This window comes from Salimicrobium flavidum (genome assembly GCF_900156645.1).
In the GTDB taxonomy this organism is placed as follows: domain Bacteria; phylum Bacillota; class Bacilli; order Bacillales; family Halobacillaceae; genus Salimicrobium; species Salimicrobium flavidum.
Genome location: NZ_FTOC01000002.1, coordinates 1 through 16,978, shown reverse-complemented (window position 1 = coordinate 16,978; position 16,978 = coordinate 1). Strand labels below are relative to the sequence as shown.

Here is a 16,978-nt window from a genome sequence, read left to right as displayed (position 1 = left end):
ATGGTTAAAAAAACAGTCCTTCTTTTAATGGTCCTTACGGTGCTTTCCAAAATCTTCGGTTTCCTCCGTGACGTGACGCTCGCCTACGTCTTCGGAGCTTCAGCCGTCAGCGATGCCTATATTATCGCCATAACGGTACCTGTCGTGTTGTTCGGAGTGATTGCCACCGGTATTTCGACAGGGTACATACCGATTTACAGTCGTCTGGAAGAGAAAAAAAGTCCTGAAGCAGCCAAAACGTTCACGAATAATCTGATCAACGCGCTCTTTGTCGTCTGTATTCCACTGCTCCTGGCAGGTCTCTTTTTCACTGAACCGCTCGTCCGCGTGTTCGCAGCCGGATTTGAAGGTGAAACGCTCGACCTGGCTGTTTCCTTCACAAGAATCAGCATTTTCGGAATCTATCTCACTATCGTCATCCGTATACTGAGTGCTTACTTGAATTATCAAAAAATGTTCCAGGTACCGAACTTGATCGGGATTCCTATGAGTATCGTCGTAATATTGTCCATCTACATGAGTGACGTGATGGACAGGACGACTCTTCTGCCGCTCGGCTACGTAGCCGCTCTTCTCCTGCAGCTTATCATCCTCCTTGGTTTCGCGTTCAGAAAAAAATTCAAGTACAAGCCGATCCTCGATTTCAAGGACCCGGACCTCACCCATATGATGGCGCTCGCTGTACCGGTCATTATCGGTTCTTCCGCGACGCAGGTGAACAAGATCGTCGACCGCTCACTCGCCTCAGGCGTCGAGGTCGGCGGGGTGGCAGCCCTCAATTACGCTGTCTCCTTGAATGGCATCATCCACGGAGTCTTCGTCGTTTCGATCACTACCGTCATGTATCCATTGATTACAAAAATGGCGACCAAAGGGGATATGGACGGCCTGAAAAATTCCGTCCACCAATCCATCATCGGGGTGATTCTGCTTGTGGCTCCGGCTACTATCGGAGCCATGCTTTTCGCTGAACCGATTGTACGTCTTCTTTTTGACCGGGGCGCCTTCGATCAGCAGGCCGTCCTGTTGACGTCGGATGCCTATTTCTATTATTCTCTCGGAATGACCGCGGTCGGTCTTCGGATTGTTCTTTCAAAAGCATTCTACTCCCTTCAGGATACGAAAACACCGATGATCAATACCGGGGTGGCGATGGTGTTGAACATCATTCTGAATTTCATCCTTGTCGGGCCACTCGGTCTCGGAGGTCTGGCTCTCGCCACGAGTATCAGTGCATTTGTCGCTACGTTGCTTCTATTGATATCTCTCAGAAAGAAAATCGGCCGCCTCCGATTGAAACAGACGTTCCGATCTACAGGGAAAATACTTGCAGCTTCAGCCCTCATGGGAACAGCAGCGCATTTTTTCTATAACTACCTGACCCCTCTTACCGGTTTTTCCGCCGCTCTACTTATCACCATGACAGTCGCAGCTCCTGTTTATTTTGTGCTGTTGGTGATCCTCAAAGTGGAAGAGACAGCGTTTATACTGAAAAGATTCAAAAGGTAGAAGAAAAGCGGAAGCTTCTGTTGAGAAATGCTGGCATAAGTAGATCGGTCAGATAAAAGGCGCACTTTCCTGATCCGGGCTACTTATGACACGAATTTCTGGAAGCTGTAGCTGGACATAAAAGTGGAAAAGCCCGTTCAAAAGCTCTAAGGTAAGTGAACGACCCTGACATGAATTTCTGGAAGCTGTAGCTGGTAAAAAAAGCGATGCTATCCATACAAAAAACCTTTGCTGCTCCTAATAGGCAGCAAAGGCTTTTTTTAGGCTCTGTTATCGTTCCTAATTGATTTTTACCTCTACGGGTGGAAGCTTGCCGCGGGCATGACGAAAACTTCCGGAATCTCCCTACGTTCGACTCCGGTGATTTTCCGTTCATGCTTCTCCCGCAGGCGTCTCCACCCTTCGTTCTAAAATCAACATCAGGCTTTAACAGAGACGTTCATGCAAAGATATTTGCACCATGAGACATGAAAATTTTCGGGCTCTGTTATGATTCGAGTTTGATAGGGTGGATATAGAGAAAGGCGGCGACTCCGACGGGAATAGCAATAGCTGAAGACCCCGCAGGGAAACGAGGAGGCTGAAGCATTGCCCGCGGAAAGCGTCCGCCTGAATATTTATTTTCAGGGTAGCCTTTTCTTAAGACTCAGCTTTCTGTTTTCCAAAGTAGAAAATACCGACAGCCCATCCAATGAGAGTCATCACCGATGCAAAAATAAGGAAAGGGATCGGCCCTGTCGCGTAAATCACCGGTACGGAAAGGGCCGTGACAAGACCTCCGCCGAGGAAGGGTTCATAGATCAACTGCTTGTAACCGAAAGCTTCGAGAGCGGGCGTTTCGACGTTCGGGTCGACGATTCTCATAAGAAGAAGACCCGTAGCCGTAATACCCATCGACTGACCGAAGTCCCCGATCCCGCGCTCAAACCAATAGGTAGGAATCATTTTCTTCGCAAACATCTGGAAAGCCACTACGTTCCAACCGATTCCCGCTACTGCAAGAAGAAGGAACGGTATGAAATATTCGCCGATGACGGCGAGCGAAATCGTCGCAATCGCGGTGAGGATGAGGACATCAAGGGAGAGTCCCTGGACCCTCATCACCATCTGTCTGTCTACCAGATTGAAGCGGTCGAATCGATCCAAAAACATTTGCAACAGAATGCCGCCGATCATGGCAAGCGGGAACAAAGGAACATAAGTCATCACGTATGTATCCGTCCACGGCCCCCAGGTAATCGCTTCAAGACCGACAAGCCCCTGTTGGATACCATAGCCGATCATAATAGCGATACTGATCATGGCTACGTGAAAAGACAAAGGTTCTATCGACTCGGAGCGCACCGTCATTTTTCCGGCTGCTTCTCTGTTTTCGAACTCCCGGATTCCGAGTTTCTGTAGAACGGTGAAAGCTTCCTCATCCATATCGAGAGCTGTCTGCTTTTTTCTCGCAGCGATATTAATGAGAACAATACCGATGATAACTCCGGATAAAATACCGATGGTCGCCAAACCTACCGCAAGGTCATACGCCTCCGGGAACCCGAGTTCCTCGAATGTACTCTGCATTCCGGCAGCGGTTCCGTGGCCACCTTCAAAGCCGATTTCAATAAGTGCCCCGGCCATCGGAGGAATATCGAAAAACGGGGTAAGAATCAACAGTGCGATGAGCAATCCGACGACATATTGCCCCCAGCCGACCATCCAGCCGAAGGAGAGCTGCGGACCTCCATATTCCCATATCATTTTCAGCGAGGGTGTTTTCTTCCCGATGAATAACGAAGCGAAGATGACGTTGATCATCAGTCCAGGAAGTGCGGCCCACACCTCTGTGATACTATCTGTAAAAAGTCCTGTGGCCCAGAATGAATCGTCTCCGAGCAAAGGCGCCATAAGATTCCCGAGGACCTGTGGCCCGAGTATAAGTGCTGCGAACCCTCCAAGGATGGAACTTGGAAGGAACAGCGACTGGAACAACGGTACACTGACTCTGATAAGTTTTCCTACAAGCAAAAATATACCCATGACTAATAGAGCAAAACCTATTACGTTGGCTGTCATATTGATTCTCCTCTCTGCGTAAACTTCTTTTGTTTTTCCCACGGATGGTTGGAAATAAACGTCAGGAGAACCTTTCCTGCAAAATCAGTAGCAGTTGTGACGCCATGTAATCAGCGGAATATTTGTATCCCCCTTCCACCCACTCCATAATCATGCCGTAAATGGCATAGGCCTGGTACCCTGCCAGCAACTCTTTTTCTAATTTCAGCTCTTCCGTCCTCCGGTTGAAATCGGAAAGCAACAGTTCCTTCAGCTGATAAGTGATCATTTTTTGGAACCCCGGTAGCGCCTCGGAATGGATGACGACGTAATAAAAATCTTTATGGGCAAAAACATGATGAAAAATTTTGATGTTCTCCGGCTTCAGCGTATGAACGTGGAATGGTTTCACCTCATGATAAGGTTCTTCATACGCCTGTTTCAGGTCTTCGATCACGTCTTCGGTCAGTTCTTCAAGCAAAGCTTCCTTATCTTTGAAATGTGTATAGAAAGCAGCCCGGCTGTAATCAGCATTTTTAACGATATCCGTTACAGAAATATCCTTGTATTTGTACTCGCGCATCAGGTCTATGATCGTATCTTTGAACACCGCTTTCGTCCTCCTGATTCTCCGGTCCAAAACTTTACACCTCCGTAATTTTTGTATGATATTGTTCTTTTTCTTTCTTAATAGCAAAGAATCATCCATTAATAAACATTATGTTCGTTATTGTGAATTGTAGATGTTTCATAGGTCCATTATACTTGAAATACAGGTTAATAGACACCTGTCTAAAATTTCATTTCAGCACACATGAAAAGGAGTGACGGATTATGAAACTGAAAGACAAAACAGCGATTGTCACAGGGGCTGCTTCAGGAATGGGCAGAGCGATGGCTATTCTTTTTGCCAAAGAAGGAGCGAACGTTGTAGCCGCAGATATGAATGAACATGGTCTTCAGGAAGTAGTGAAAGAGATTAAGGATAAGGACGGGTCAGCTACTGCTGTGACAGTAAATGTTACTAGTCAGGAAGACATCGACAACATGGTCGATACGGCCGTAAAACAATACGGCACCCTTGATATTCTTGTGAACAACGCAGGGATTATGGATGGCATGGAGCCGGCCGGAGAAATCACAGACGAGAAATGGGATAAGGTGTTTGATATCAATACGAAAGGCGTCATGCGCGCAACGAGAAAAGCGTTACCGATTTTTCTCGAAAAAGAAAGCGGTGTCATTATCAATACCGCTTCTACCGGCGGTCTGAACGGAGCTCACGCAGGTGCTATCTATACGGCATCGAAACATGCCGTCGTCGGTTTCACGAAAAACACAGGATTTATGTATGCTGATAAAGGGATTCGCTGTAACGCCATCGCTCCTGGTGCCGTCGAAACGAATATCGGCTCGACGATGCAGGGAGCAAGCGAAGCAGGTATGAAACGTGCCGGGATGACTCATGGACTCAGCCCGCGTACAGGTTCTCCGGAAGAAATTGCAAAGGTGGCAGTATTCCTCGCCTCCGATGAAGCAAGCTTCGTCAACGGCACTGTTGTAACTACAGACGCCGGCTGGACCTCTTCGTTTTAAAAAGAAAAGCGAAAGCTTCCGTTTAGAAATACTGGCATAAGTAGATTGATCAGACAAAAGGTGCTCTTTCCTTTCTCTGATCCGAGCTACTTATGACACGAATTTCTGGAAGCTGTAGCTAGACATGAAAAGCGGAATCACCCTGCTTAGAAACCTAAGCGATAAGTAGACGTGTTCTCTTTTGGGTGTTTCCCCCAAAAAACATGGCTACTTATGGCTACGGTTTCTGGGTGATGAAGCTAGACATGAAAAGCGGAGCCACCCCGATTAGAAGTTCTGGCATAAGCACGAACCCTGATCGCTTCACTACGTTCACCGCTGAAATCCCTGGTGAACGTCGCAGAAAAATCATTTATGAGACATTCCATAACGAAAACCTTCGTTGAACGTATGGTAACTCAGACATATGTCACGTTCATCACCTTACAGTCCTGATGAATGCAGCACAAACATAAACAAGACGACTGGTCCATCTTATATAAAGACTCTGTTGAAGCCTGTCGTTGATTTTAGAACGAAGGGTGGAGACGCCTGCGGGAGTAGCATGAACGGAAAATCACCGGAATCGAGCGTAGGGAGATTCCGGAAGGTTACGTCATGCCCGCGGCAAGCTTCCACCCGTAGAGATAAAAATCAACTAACCACGATAACAGAGCCTATATAAAAAAACCACCGAATTCCGGGTAACCCCTGGAAAATTCGGTGGTTCTTTGCATTATTCCTTAAAAGAGCCCTCCATCAAAGACTCTTCGACAGGTCGACGCGGAGATGGCTGTTCCCGCTGCTGCATTTCTTCTTCGAGCTTTTCTTTTTCACCCTGATAACCGATAGCAACCAGTGCCTGGATATCGTATCTCTCCGGTATTTCCAGCACTTCACGAGCCTTGTCTTTGTAAAAACCGCCCATGGCATGCGTAATCAGACCATTTTTACGTGCCTGCAGAGAAAGGAATCCCCAGGCTGCCCCACTGTCGAAAGCGTGCGTCGCAGCATCTTTGTCGGAAATGATCAGCGCGAGTACCGGCGCTTTTTCACACCATTTCAAATTGCCGTCCATCACGAAAGAATGGAACCGTTCCCGGTCTTCTTCCGTTCTCGCAACGATGAAACGCCACGGTTGCATGTTCATCGAGGAAGGGGCCCAACGAGCCGCTTCAAATACACTCATGAGATCCTCCTGCGGCACTTCTTTCTCCTGGAATGACCGCGGAGACCAACGTTCGATAAACATGTCATCAATATCATAATCAGGCTGACGGTACTGTTTCACGTCGTTCGCATTCATAATCGTTCCTCCTCGTCCTTCGTTATTACACTTCTTCATTATAGCCAGCCATTTCTTTTCATTTCAAAACTTCTGCCTCTACATTTTCTTCCCGGTAACGGCACTCGTTATTTTTTCCCAGGCGGACGTCCCATCTCCTTTTCCTGCAACGAGAAGGTTCACGTATAAGGCGTCGATCACACTCATCTGGGACATCGCGGATGACAGACTCTGCGGACGATAATCCGCTTCTTCCGCAATCGTGGAGAGAACAACGTCCGAGCGTTCTCTTAACGGAGATTTCGCAAAATTAGTGATCGCTATCACCGGGACGTGATTGCTTTTCAAAATATGGAGCATATCGAGGACATCTTTGGTCGTCCCGGAATGGGAAATGAGGACAGCGACATCCGTACTTTTCATCTGAGAGGCGGACATCATCTGCATATGGGTGTCGAGCTGACTGAACACCGGAAGGCCGGTACGAATCATTTTATGATACGCATCCTGCGCGATGATATTCGAACCGCCGCAGCCGAAAAATTCGATCTTCCCCGCTTCACGGAAAAGTTTCACGGCTTTCGCTACTTCCTCCGCATCAAGTACTTCCATCGTCTCTTCAATAGTCCGCATGTTGGAACGGAACACTTTTTCCGTCACCTTCGCTTCATCATCGGTCTCAATAATGCTTTCGAGCTCTTCCTTCTCTGATCCGACCAACTCAGAAGCCAGTTCGATTTTCATATCCTGATACCCTTTAAAGCCCATCGTTTTGCAGAAACGGAAAACGGTGGAGACGGCGATGCCAATCTCATCAGCCACCTCATTGATCGTTCCCTTCACGATTCTTTCCGGATGCTCGATGATATAATCCGCCACTTTCCGTTCCGTCTGGGTGAATTGAGGATATTCCGAGCGGATCCGGATGAGACAGTGCTTCTTTTCTTTGGCCGCCATAGACTTCTCTCCCCTTCATTACTGGTAAGTTAATCATAATACGAATGAACGATGAAAGAAAAGAATTTTGCTATCGCTTACAAAAAGAAAAAAATTTTTCTGTAAACGATTGCAACGAAAATTTTTTTCATGTAGTATGAGCGATACAGAAAAAATTGAAATCACTTACATACACAGGAGGAACCAGTCATGTCATCAACTATGCTAATTCTGATCGCGGTCGCAGGTATTTTCGGACTATTATTTCTTGTTATTCGTACCAAACTGCACGCGTTCGTATCACTCATGATCGTCAGTCTTCTTGTCGGTATCGCCGCAGGCATGCCGCTCGGAGAAGTCATTGAAACCGTTGAAAGCGGAATGGGAGGCACACTCGGCTTCGTCGCCATCGTCGTCGGACTCGGGGCCATGTTCGGTAAGATGCTCGAAGTTTCCGGAGGAGTCGAACGTCTCGCTCAATCGTTACTGAGTAAATTCGGGGAAGATAACTCCCAGTGGGCACTCGGCGTCGCCGGGTTCCTCGTCGCAATCCCCGTCTTCTTCGACGTAGGTTTCATTATTCTTGTACCAATCGTTTACGGACTGGCGAAAAAAACCGGGAAATCCCTTCTCCACTATGGTATCCCGCTTCTCGCCGGTCTTGCCGTCACTCACAGTTACATACCGCCGACACCGGGACCGATCGCTGTTGCGGATCTCATCGGCGCGGACCTCGGCTGGGTCATTTTCTTCGGTATTCTTGCAGGTATCCCTTCCATGCTCATCGCCGGGCCTCTGTTCGGCCGCTACATCGGTAAACGGATCGATGTCGCAGTCCCTGATTACATGGATTTTGAAGAGAAAGAATATGAAAAGGACCTGCCAAGTTTCTGGATGATCACTTCTATCATTCTTGTACCGCTCGTGTTGATTCTGGTCAACACGGCCTCCACCATCATTTTCCCGGAGGGCAGTACAGTACGTGCGATTACCACGTTCGTCGGTAACCCGATTGTAGCCTTGACTTTTGCTACACTTCTAACGTTTACGCTTCTCGGTACGCGCCGGGGCTATTCCCGTCAGGAAGTTCAGGATATCGCAACGAAAGCGCTGGAACCAGCCGGTATCATCATTCTTGTCACAGGTGCCGGTGGTGTTTTCAAAGAAATGCTCATTCAATCAGGAGTCGGCGACGTCCTCGGGGAAATGATGGCAGGGTCTCCATTGCCTCCGATCCTTCTCGCCTTCCTGATCGCGGCTATCGTGCGCGTAGCTCAAGGGTCAGCGACCGTTTCGATGGTGACAGCTGCCGGACTTATTTCGCCGGTCATTGATGTCACCGGACTGGAAGGACCGGCTCTCGGTTTGATCGTCATCTCGATCGCCGCAGGTGCGACCGTCCTCTCCCACGTCAACGATTCCGGATTCTGGCTTGTGAACCGGTTCTTCGGCCTCGATGTGAAAGACACGTTGAAAACATGGACCGTCATGGAAACACTGATCGGCCTGGTCGGTCTGTCGGTTGCTCTGATTCTCGGTATATTCTTTATATAACAAAAACAAATGCGACACTCACGACGGATTTTCCGGCCTGAGTGTCGCATTTATTTATGTTTCAAGCTCTGTTCAAGCCTATTGTTGATCATAGGAACGGAAGGTGGGGACGCCTGCGGGACTGGCATGGAAGGAATATCCCCCGGAACGACCAGAGGGAGCTTCGGGAAATTTCCGCCATGCCCGCGGCAAGCTTCCACCTGAAGAGACGAATATCAACAACAAACGATAACAGAGCCATGTTTTAAGGTGTTCGGAATTCCGTGGAGATGATGAGCACAGGAATAACTGATTTTATAAGGTGCTCATATGAAAAAGAGAGCGCCGGCCACTTCAAAAAACAGAACACAAAAAAAGAGTTCCTCTCTTTTACGAGGTGAACTCTTTTTGGTTAATCCCACATTCCGATATTTTCCTTTTCAAGTCCCTTCTCCCGGCAGAACGGGCAGCGCGCCGTGTCCAGCCATTCCTCAGGTATCAGACGCACATTTTCGCTTCTGCACTCGGTGCAGCGTAACTCACTATGTGCTCGTGACCCGTCGGTGAACAAAAACTCTATATAAGGACGGCTCCTCAGGTGAAGGCACGTCTGACACTGTGTAAGCTGAAAGCAGAAATGGTAATCCGCCACTTCCTTCTCTTCCATCATCGCCTCCAGCTCCTGACGCTCCCAGTACGAAAATTCTCCCAGGCACCTCTCCAGGGAACTGTGACGCATGCCAATGCCAAAGCGGAAGTCCTCTGCAAAACCGCAGCTTGAACATCGTATATTCGTCATCACCCCATAGAACCGCCTCCTTATTTCAGTAGTTATTTCCATTATACTCTATTTCTACGGAAACCAATTAATGATATGTCGTGGATTCACTACTTTCGGAGTCCGCATAAGACTGGATCACGAAACCGTCCTGTTCGCTCCATTCGCCGTAGTACACATCTGAGACGTTATATCCCTCTTTTTCCAGTCCGTTTCTGAGCCAGTCTGCATCCTTCCCTATTTTCTTCAGGGTACCATGATTGATGCTGGCCTCATCGACGAGAAGATAGGACATTTCACTTTCACCGTAATTTATGTTCTGGTCCTCTTTCGACACAGGAAGGGACCCGGCTTTTTCCAGAACGCTGAAAGAGCCGTTATTCTCAAGCACCGCATACTCCACTTCGGCTATCGAAAAGATTCCTTGCATCCGCAGGAGTGTACGGACCTGTTCGGCTTCAAGAAGGTTCCGTTTCATCGCTTTTCCATTCAGTTTCCCGTTACTGATTATGATCGCCGGTTCGCCTTTCATCAGGTGTCTCCAGGTATCGAATTTCTGTGTCGTCCTCTCAACAATAAAAATCAACAATCCCCATACCGCTAAAGCGAACAACACTTCCCATAAGGAAGTCGTTGTAGAATACAGCGAATTATCCACGATTCCTCCGAGAATCAGTGTATACACGAAATCGAGCGGTGTGACTTGAGACATTTCTTTTTTTCCTAAAAGCCTGGTCACGATAATGATCGCCATCAGACTGATCGTAAGTTTAAGTAACGTATCTATGTATTCCATAAAATCCCCCTATTCTCATGATATGTACCCACTTATCTCCCTTTTCAAGCATAAAGAATTTGTGATGCATCATACAAATGAAAAAGCCGTCCCCGAGAACGGCTTTCTAGATATAATTCCCCTCAAGATTTTTCGTGAAAAGTTCCAGCTCTTCCGGAGGGAGCGGCTTCGAATAAAGAAACCCCTGGACAAAAGAAAAAATTTTTCCGTTCGTATAGAAAAATAAACGAAAAGGGAAGAGCATATTAAAGTCTATCCTGATTTCCAGAATACGGGGGAGCTAAATCTTAGCATCTGTGCTATGATAGGAGGATAAGTCTGTATAAAGAGGTTCTTAGCCTAACCCTCTCTAAAAAACTAAGGACGAGCGACGCCTTGCCTTAGGTGTCGCTTTTTTTAGTTGGACAGACTTTCCATATTCAATCTGGAAAGGAAGTTGACACATGAAACAAAGAGAAAAAGCGGTCGTCGTATTCAGCGGCGGCCAGGACAGCACGACATGCACCTTTTGGGCACTGAAACACTACGAGGAGGTTGAACTTGTAACCTTCGACTATAACCAGCGTCATAATGAAGAACTCGACGTTGCGAGAGAAATCGCGGACGACCTCGGACTGAAGCATCACGTCCTTGATATGTCGCTGATCAGTCAGCTGGCTCCGAATGCTCTCACTGACGAATCGATAGAAGTGAAAGACGGGGAAGACGGAGAACTGCCGTCCACCTTCGTACCGGGCCGGAACCTCCTGTTTCTATCGTTCGCTTCGATTCTCGCAAAACAGATCGGCGCCCGTCATATCGTCACCGGCGTATGCGAAACAGATTTCAGCGGGTATCCCGACTGCCGCGATGTATTCATCAAATCGATGAACGTAACGTTGAACCTGTCGATGGACGAGACGTTCGTCGTTCATACGCCGCTCATGTGGCTGGATAAAAAAGAAACGTGGCAGCTCGCCGACGAATTGGACGCTTTCGAATATGTAAGAGACCGGACATTGACGTGCTACCACGGCGTTCGCGGCTATGGGTGCGGCGAATGTCCATCCTGCAGGCTCCGTCAGAACGGACTCGATGCCTACCTCGCTGAACGTCAGGAGGAGCATGCCTGATGTACGGATTCACGATCGTAGAAAACTTGCAGAAAATCGATGAACATATCAAACGCCACGAACTGAACTATCACAGCAAGCGGGTCATGGTCAGCAAAGAATTCACTTTCGATGCCGCCCATCACCTGCACTGTTATGACGGCAAGTGCAAAAATTTGCACGGCCACACATATACAGCCGTCTTCGGAATCAGCGGCTACACCGATGACATCGGACTCGTCATCGACTTCGGGGACATCAAAACGATCTGGAAAGAACAGATTGAAGTCCATCTCGACCACCGCTACCTGAACGATACGCTGCCGGACATGAACACGACAGCCGAGAACATGGTCGTCTGGTGCTATGAAAAAATGGATGAGGCCCTGGCCGGCTATCCGAACAGCTGCCGCTTGGAATTCGTCCGCCTTTACGAAACACCGACAAGCTATGCCGAAGCACGACGGGAGTGGATGACACATGGCTAAATTCCCGGTACTCGAAATCTTCGGCCCGACCATCCAGGGAGAAGGTATGGTCGTCGGACGGAAAACGATGTTCGTCCGAACGGCAGGATGCGACTACAGCTGTTCCTGGTGCGACTCTGCTTTCACGTGGGATGGCAGCGCGAAAGAAGAGATCGAAAAACTCGAAGCGGATGAAATCATCACAAGATTACAGGAAGAAGGCGGCGACCATTTCGACCACGTCACGATTTCAGGCGGAAACCCGGCGCTTCTTGCTCGTCTGGATGAACTGATCGACCCACTTCACGAGCTCGGCATCGAGGTGGCACTTGAAACACAAGGCTCCCGCTGGCAGGACTGGTTCACCACGATTGATGACCTGACCATTTCTCCGAAGCCCCCGAGTTCGAACATGAACACGAACTGGGAGACGCTCGATTTGATCCTCAGGAAATTAAGGAAAGCCGGTAGATCGCGGAACGTCAGTCTGAAAGTCGTCATTTTCGATAAAGAAGACCTGGCCTACGCGGAATACGTCCATAAGCGTTATCCGAACCTCGCTTTCTTCCTGCAGGTCGGGAATGATGACCTTGAGGAGGATTCTCCATCAGACCTTGCGTCGACGTTGCTTTTGAAATACGAGTGGCTGATCGATCAGGTGATGGCCTCTTCCGCTCTGAACCGGGTGCGCGTCTTGCCTCAGGTTCATGCCCTTGTGTGGGGCAATAAACGTGGTGTATAAGAAGAAGCTCAAGGCCTATGCAGACCTTGAGCTTTTTTTATTTCCATATTTTCCTGTATTTCTTCGCGTATTTTTCATCATCGACACTGTCGATCAGACCTTTCGCCTGCTCCTCGATATATGGATCTTCTTCATGCTCGTATAAAGAACGCAGCCCTTTCAGAATATCTTCCCGAAGAAGCGTGTAATTCTTCTCTTCTTCACATGTATAGAATCGTTCGATCATATGACCTGTGACGAGATTTTTCTGCTTCTCTCCGCCGATCCCGACTCTCCATATCGCTTGCAGGGCGTGCCGGGCCGTAACGAATTTCTCATCTTTCGTCACCCGCCACACTTTATCGAAATCACGCAGAATCCGGTCTTCCGGGTCACTTTTGGCGAGATACGAAAGGAACTGGGCCGCCCGCGACCGTCTATGAGCATCTTCATCGTAAAGATGCGCGACCAGCTCATCCCATACTTCATACGCCCAGGGTACTTTCTTCTCCATTTCCTCCAGTAATGACTCAAAGGCATCCATCTGTTCCTGCTTTGATCCTTTTTCCAGTTGTTCAAAGAGTTGCTTCGTTCTTTCATCCATACGTTTGCGCCTCCTTTTTCCCTATTTTACCACGTTCGAAAGAGAAGAACGTACTAAGAGCATAATGTTTTTGTGAAATATTGAACAAAGTTATTGCTTTTTCCTCCAGAAGTGATTATACTTTAAATTACATCAGAAATTGTGAAGTAATTCACAATAACCAGGAGGAAACAATTATGAAAATTGCAGTTATCGGAAGCACACACGCAGGCACGGCTGCGGTTACTAATATAGCGAACCTTTACCCGGAAGCTCAAATCACAGTTTACGAAAGAAATGACACAGTATCTTTCCTTTCCTGTGGACTGGCACTTTACGTTGGCGGAGTTGTCGAAGATCCGTCCGGCCTTTTCTACACATCTCCAGAAGAGCTTGCAAACCTTGGAGTAACAATGCGTATGAAGCATGATGTAACGAATATCGATACCAAAACGAAAACAATAGAGGCTTTGAACCTCGTCACAGGTGAAGAAGTGATGGATACGTACGACAAGCTCGTCGTTACTACAGGGTCATGGCCGATCACACCGCCGATTGAGGGCATTGATTATGACAACGTACTTCTTGCCAAAAACTATGACCAGGCGAATACAATCATTGAACAAACGGCACCCGTACGTCACGTCACCGTAGTCGGAGCAGGCTATATCGGTGTCGAACTGGTAGAAGCATTCGCGCAGGCGGGTAAAGAAGTGACGCTGATCGACGGAGCGGACCGTATCCTGAACAAATACCTCGACCCCGAATTCACGAAAACCGTAGAGGACGAACTCACCTCCCGCGGCATCACTCTGGCGATGAATCAGACGGTCACGCGTTTTGAAGGAAAAGGAGGAAAAGCGACCCGTGTCCACACAGACAAAGAATCGTTCGATACCGATCTCGTCATCATGTGCGTCGGTTTCCGGCCGAACACTGCACTGCTTGAAGGGAAAGTGGATATGCTTGGTAACGGAGCAATCAAAGTGGATGACTACATGCAGACAAGCAATCCGAACATCTTCGCAGCCGGCGATTGCTGTGCGGTACGTTATAACCCGACAGGTGATCATATGTATATTCCGCTCGCGACCAATGCCGTACGCATGGGAACGCTTGTAGCGCGTAACATTGAAACGCCACTACTTCGTAATATCGGGACCCAGGGCACATCCGGCCTCCACCTGTTCGGCCTGAACATGGCTTCCACCGGACTAACAGAAACATCCGCTTCTCTTATGGACGTTCATGTGAAAAGTGTCACAATTGAAGATACACACCGCCCGGGCTTTATGCCTACTGCAGAAAACGTAACGTTCAAAGTGACATTCGACCCGGCCACGCACCGGATCCTTGGAGCCCAGGCCATCTCTAAAGCAGACATCACCCAGTCGATTAACACGATGAGTGTCTGCATCCAGAGCGGTATGACCGTGGAAGAACTCGGCTTCGTCGACTTCTTCTTCCAGCCACATTTTAACCAGCCGTGGAACTTCCTTAATCAGGCAGGTCTGAAAGCAGCAGAACCGGAACGTCCGGCTATGGCCTGATTCTATAAAGAAAAATATAAAAAACCTGAATTGATTGGTGGTGCACTCCGGAAGTTAGAGTAAAAATCTAACTTTAAGGGGGCCACTCTCCTTTGTGCCTTCAGGAGAGTATCAATCATGCTAGAAACAAAGAGTGTATCTTTGGACATGCTTGGATTTCCGCCCATGAAACCATATATATTCGTGTTCAGGTCCATTTCAAACAGATGATTGTCAGGAAATGCATTAGTCAGCCTTTCAAGGTATAGGTGCAGAATGTCAGTAGTGAACTGATTTTACAAGTAGAACTTCCTCTTTATCATGTTGCGGCTTACTCATTTTAAACATTAGAGGAAGCTTCTGCTTTTTTCAATATCAAGCACACTTGATTAGGGAGAACCTAAAAATAGAGAAACATACAAAAAATCCCGAATAGCCTACAGGAAAACGATAAATAGAATCCCTGCTATTAAGAGGTAAGAAGCTAAAAAGGTGAACCCTAATTTTTTAAAGAATACTTTTTTACCATTATCTCGGTTGTTTTTATATAGCCTCCAAATACCGATACAAGCTATAAACAAAAAGACTATACTTAACATTGTATAAGACATTTTTCATTTCCTCCTTTTATTGAGGAGTAATACCTTACTCTAATCAAACCTAGCCTTATTCGATTATGTCGACTGGTACAATAACATCCGCATTCACACGAGAAAGTTAGATTAGGTTACCTTACCCCAAGAGCTTATCGCCGGAAACACCTTAACGAAATGGGCTAGCTTTGTGTTGACAATCCATCCTTTAAGGCTTACAAAATTTACTGAATTACAATCGATTGGTTATCGCACGATATATTTTGCTGTTAATTGGACGAACAAGGAGATAAAGAACAACGCCCAATATTATTAAGGTCCCTACAAGATAAGTAGCAAACTGAAAGAACAAATCACCAGTACCATTCAAAATCCTACTCAGCCACAAAAATAGCAACGATAATACAAAGACTGAAATCCATAACGGGAATTTTTTAACTAAATTATCATCAACTTTAAAATTTATTTTATTTTGAAGAATCTTATATATAAGAGAAATTAATAAGAAGTAAGTGATTAATAAAATCACTCCAGTAAGTATAGCTCCCATCATATCACTCCTTACCTTTATAATAGCAAAGTAGTTGGAGCTACTATATAGCTCCAACTACTTAAATTTAAATATGACTAAATTCTCTGTGGGCTGCATTCACTTTCTGACTATAAGATATTATAGTCCAAATTGTACCAACCCCTGGCACAGCTTTAGCAAATTTCCCTGCGATTCTTTTTGCAGCAGTCCAAGATATTAACTCACCATTTCTTACTGCTGCTACTACAGCATCTAATAAACCAGTGATACCTAACGTAGCGATATCATATTCTGCTGATCTAACATTGTTTGCAGCAGCTTTGAAATCTCTATATTGATAATTCTTCGTTCTAGTGAATTTACTATCCGTAGGTATTATGGCCACAGCATCACCATCGGAATACTGCTTCCACCTTACATCAGCTATGTAAGAGCCCCCTGAACTTGTTACATAAGAAGCAGCTCTAACCATTTGATTCTCTGCATTTTTGGTACTTGGTGCCGTTTGAATAATTTCTGTTTCATTGCCATCTGTTATTTTCAAATCTTCCCCTTGCTCTTCGATAAATTGAACTTTTGTATCCACCAATTTCTTTTTATTATCGAGGACTTCATACTTTTTAATTTTAACCTTTTCTTTCTTCTCATTTAATCTCTTAACACTTTCGTGAAACTCGTATGTCTTCCCGTCAATAACTAACTGATAAACCACGGTGTCTTCGGTCTCTTTAATTAGTTTTTGTGTTTGTTGTTCCCCCTTATTTTCTTTAGCAACAACAGCATAAGGACCAGCAGCTGAAAATACTAAAGTAAAGGTTAGTAGTACAAAAAGAACTCTTCTAAACATCAAAAATACCCCCTTAAAATTTACAACCCTAAGATAACACTTTTTATGTAATTTATGTATATTTCTGACTCTCCCTAATCAAGTGTGCTTGACATTGAAAAAAGCAGAATCTTCCTCTAATGTTTAAGGTGACGAAACCAAAACATCGATAGAGAGGAAGATC

Annotated in this window: 17 protein-coding genes, 1 pseudogene and 1 riboswitch; of the genes and pseudogenes, 9 read left to right on the top strand and 9 right to left on the bottom strand. The window is 46.6% G+C overall.

The features are described from left to right. Positions 1–1,509 carry a murein biosynthesis integral membrane protein MurJ gene (gene murJ / locus BW944_RS03330; protein WP_076556939.1) on the top strand — a complete coding sequence of 503 codons (1,509 nt, stop codon included), beginning with the start codon at positions 1–3 and terminating at the stop codon, positions 1,507–1,509. Positions 1,510–2,148: 639 nt separating this feature from the next. On the opposite strand, the gene BW944_RS03325 is transcribed toward murJ, so the two are convergent. Next, positions 2,149–3,570: a sodium/glutamate symporter gene (locus BW944_RS03325; RefSeq protein ID WP_076556938.1), complete on the bottom strand. Its 1,422-nt coding sequence runs from the start codon at positions 3,568–3,570 to the stop codon at positions 2,149–2,151. Between the two features lie 61 nt (positions 3,571–3,631). Beyond that, a complete protein-coding gene (locus BW944_RS03320; RefSeq protein WP_159438139.1) occupies positions 3,632–4,159 on the bottom strand; it encodes a TetR/AcrR family transcriptional regulator in 528 nt (175 codons plus the stop codon). Positions 4,160–4,383: 224 nt separating this feature from the next. On the opposite strand from BW944_RS03320, the gene BW944_RS03315 reads away from it, so the two are divergent. Beyond that, a complete protein-coding gene (locus tag BW944_RS03315) occupies positions 4,384–5,145 on the top strand; it encodes an SDR family oxidoreductase (protein WP_076556936.1) in 762 nt (253 codons plus the stop codon). 203 nt (positions 5,146–5,348) lie between these two features. After that, positions 5,349–5,531: a hypothetical protein gene (locus BW944_RS03310; protein WP_076556935.1), complete on the top strand. Its 183-nt coding sequence runs from the start codon at positions 5,349–5,351 to the stop codon at positions 5,529–5,531. A gap of 329 nt (positions 5,532–5,860) precedes the next feature. On the opposite strand, the gene BW944_RS03305 is transcribed toward BW944_RS03310, so the two are convergent. Together BW944_RS03305 and BW944_RS03300 are read right to left on the bottom strand one after the other, a co-directional pair. Continuing rightward, complete coding sequence (locus BW944_RS03305) at positions 5,861–6,430, bottom strand: nitroreductase family protein (protein ID WP_076556934.1); 570 nt, start codon at positions 6,428–6,430, stop codon at positions 5,861–5,863. Between the two features lie 78 nt (positions 6,431–6,508). After that, positions 6,509–7,366, bottom strand: a complete 858-nt coding sequence (locus BW944_RS03300; RefSeq protein ID WP_076556933.1) for a MurR/RpiR family transcriptional regulator — start codon at positions 7,364–7,366, stop codon at positions 6,509–6,511. A gap of 189 nt (positions 7,367–7,555) precedes the next feature. Between BW944_RS03300 and BW944_RS03295 the strand changes: the two genes are divergently transcribed. Further along, the gene (locus tag BW944_RS03295) at positions 7,556–8,899 is read left to right on the top strand and encodes a GntP family permease (protein ID WP_076556932.1); all 1,344 of its coding nucleotides are present in this window, start codon (positions 7,556–7,558) and stop codon (positions 8,897–8,899) included. A 391-nt stretch (positions 8,900–9,290) separates the two neighbouring features. Here BW944_RS03295 and BW944_RS03290 read toward each other — a convergent pair whose 3' ends face one another. Both BW944_RS03290 and BW944_RS03285 read right to left on the bottom strand, forming a co-directional pair. After that, a complete protein-coding gene (locus BW944_RS03290; protein WP_076556931.1) occupies positions 9,291–9,680 on the bottom strand; it encodes a hypothetical protein in 390 nt (129 codons plus the stop codon). A 64-nt stretch (positions 9,681–9,744) separates the two neighbouring features. Beyond that, positions 9,745–10,452: a DUF421 domain-containing protein gene (locus BW944_RS03285; RefSeq protein WP_076556930.1), complete on the bottom strand. Its 708-nt coding sequence runs from the start codon at positions 10,450–10,452 to the stop codon at positions 9,745–9,747. A gap of 321 nt (positions 10,453–10,773) precedes the next feature. Beyond that, positions 10,774–10,819: riboswitch (PreQ1 riboswitch) on the top strand. 76 nt (positions 10,820–10,895) lie between these two features. Here BW944_RS03285 and queC point away from each other — a divergent pair. Genes queC through queE form a run of 3 tightly spaced genes read left to right on the top strand, consistent with a single transcriptional unit; the run spans position 10,896 to position 12,752 of the window. Further along, positions 10,896–11,564: a 7-cyano-7-deazaguanine synthase QueC gene (gene queC / locus BW944_RS03280; protein WP_076556929.1), complete on the top strand. Its 669-nt coding sequence runs from the start codon at positions 10,896–10,898 to the stop codon at positions 11,562–11,564. Further along, positions 11,564–12,031 (top strand): 6-carboxytetrahydropterin synthase QueD, encoded by a 468-nt coding sequence (queD, locus tag BW944_RS03275; protein ID WP_076556928.1) that lies wholly within the window; start codon positions 11,564–11,566, stop codon positions 12,029–12,031. The genes queC and queD overlap by 1 nt, the downstream gene beginning before the upstream one ends. Continuing rightward, positions 12,024–12,752 carry a 7-carboxy-7-deazaguanine synthase QueE gene (gene queE / locus BW944_RS03270; protein WP_076556927.1) on the top strand — a complete coding sequence of 243 codons (729 nt, stop codon included), beginning with the start codon at positions 12,024–12,026 and terminating at the stop codon, positions 12,750–12,752. The genes queD and queE overlap by 8 nt, the downstream gene beginning before the upstream one ends. A 37-nt stretch (positions 12,753–12,789) precedes the next feature. On the opposite strand, the gene BW944_RS03265 is transcribed toward queE, so the two are convergent. Then, positions 12,790–13,335: a hypothetical protein gene (locus BW944_RS03265; RefSeq protein WP_076556926.1), complete on the bottom strand. Its 546-nt coding sequence runs from the start codon at positions 13,333–13,335 to the stop codon at positions 12,790–12,792. 176 nt (positions 13,336–13,511) lie between these two features. Between BW944_RS03265 and BW944_RS03260 the strand changes: the two genes are divergently transcribed. After that, positions 13,512–14,864, top strand: a complete 1,353-nt coding sequence (locus tag BW944_RS03260) for an FAD-dependent oxidoreductase (protein ID WP_076556925.1) — start codon at positions 13,512–13,514, stop codon at positions 14,862–14,864. A 636-nt stretch (positions 14,865–15,500) separates the two neighbouring features. Beyond that, positions 15,501–15,569, top strand: a pseudogene (locus BW944_RS15435) (IS3 family transposase); the annotation flags it as partial. Positions 15,570–15,668: 99 nt separating this feature from the next. Here BW944_RS15435 and BW944_RS03255 read toward each other — a convergent pair. Both BW944_RS03255 and BW944_RS03250 read right to left on the bottom strand, forming a co-directional pair. After that, entirely contained in the window at positions 15,669–15,986 is a 318-nt protein-coding gene (locus tag BW944_RS03255; protein WP_076556924.1) for a hypothetical protein, read from the bottom strand. 67 nt (positions 15,987–16,053) lie between these two features. Further along, a complete protein-coding gene (locus BW944_RS03250) occupies positions 16,054–16,815 on the bottom strand; it encodes a hypothetical protein (RefSeq protein WP_076556923.1) in 762 nt (253 codons plus the stop codon). Positions 16,816–16,978 lie beyond the last annotated feature (163 nt).

Coding starts and splice junctions, on each gene's coding strand:
- murJ (WP_076556939.1), top strand. CDS start 1: ATGGTTAAAAAAACAGTCCTTCTTTTAATGGTCCTTACGGTGCTTTCC.
- BW944_RS03325 (WP_076556938.1), bottom strand. CDS start 3,570: ATGACAGCCAACGTAATAGGTTTTGCTCTATTAGTCATGGGTATATTT.
- BW944_RS03315 (WP_076556936.1), top strand. CDS start 4,384: ATGAAACTGAAAGACAAAACAGCGATTGTCACAGGGGCTGCTTCAGGA.
- BW944_RS03310 (WP_076556935.1), top strand. CDS start 5,349: ATGGCTACTTATGGCTACGGTTTCTGGGTGATGAAGCTAGACATGAAA.
- BW944_RS03305 (WP_076556934.1), bottom strand. CDS start 6,430: ATGAATGCGAACGACGTGAAACAGTACCGTCAGCCTGATTATGATATT.
- BW944_RS03300 (WP_076556933.1), bottom strand. CDS start 7,366: ATGGCGGCCAAAGAAAAGAAGCACTGTCTCATCCGGATCCGCTCGGAA.
- BW944_RS03295 (WP_076556932.1), top strand. CDS start 7,556: ATGTCATCAACTATGCTAATTCTGATCGCGGTCGCAGGTATTTTCGGA.
- BW944_RS03285 (WP_076556930.1), bottom strand. CDS start 10,452: ATGGAATACATAGATACGTTACTTAAACTTACGATCAGTCTGATGGCG.
- queC (WP_076556929.1), top strand. CDS start 10,896: ATGAAACAAAGAGAAAAAGCGGTCGTCGTATTCAGCGGCGGCCAGGAC.
- queD (WP_076556928.1), top strand. CDS start 11,564: ATGTACGGATTCACGATCGTAGAAAACTTGCAGAAAATCGATGAACAT.
- queE (WP_076556927.1), top strand. CDS start 12,024: ATGGCTAAATTCCCGGTACTCGAAATCTTCGGCCCGACCATCCAGGGA.
- BW944_RS03265 (WP_076556926.1), bottom strand. CDS start 13,335: ATGGATGAAAGAACGAAGCAACTCTTTGAACAACTGGAAAAAGGATCA.
- BW944_RS03260 (WP_076556925.1), top strand. CDS start 13,512: ATGAAAATTGCAGTTATCGGAAGCACACACGCAGGCACGGCTGCGGTT.
- BW944_RS03255 (WP_076556924.1), bottom strand. CDS start 15,986: ATGGGAGCTATACTTACTGGAGTGATTTTATTAATCACTTACTTCTTA.
- BW944_RS03250 (WP_076556923.1), bottom strand. CDS start 16,815: ATGTTTAGAAGAGTTCTTTTTGTACTACTAACCTTTACTTTAGTATTT.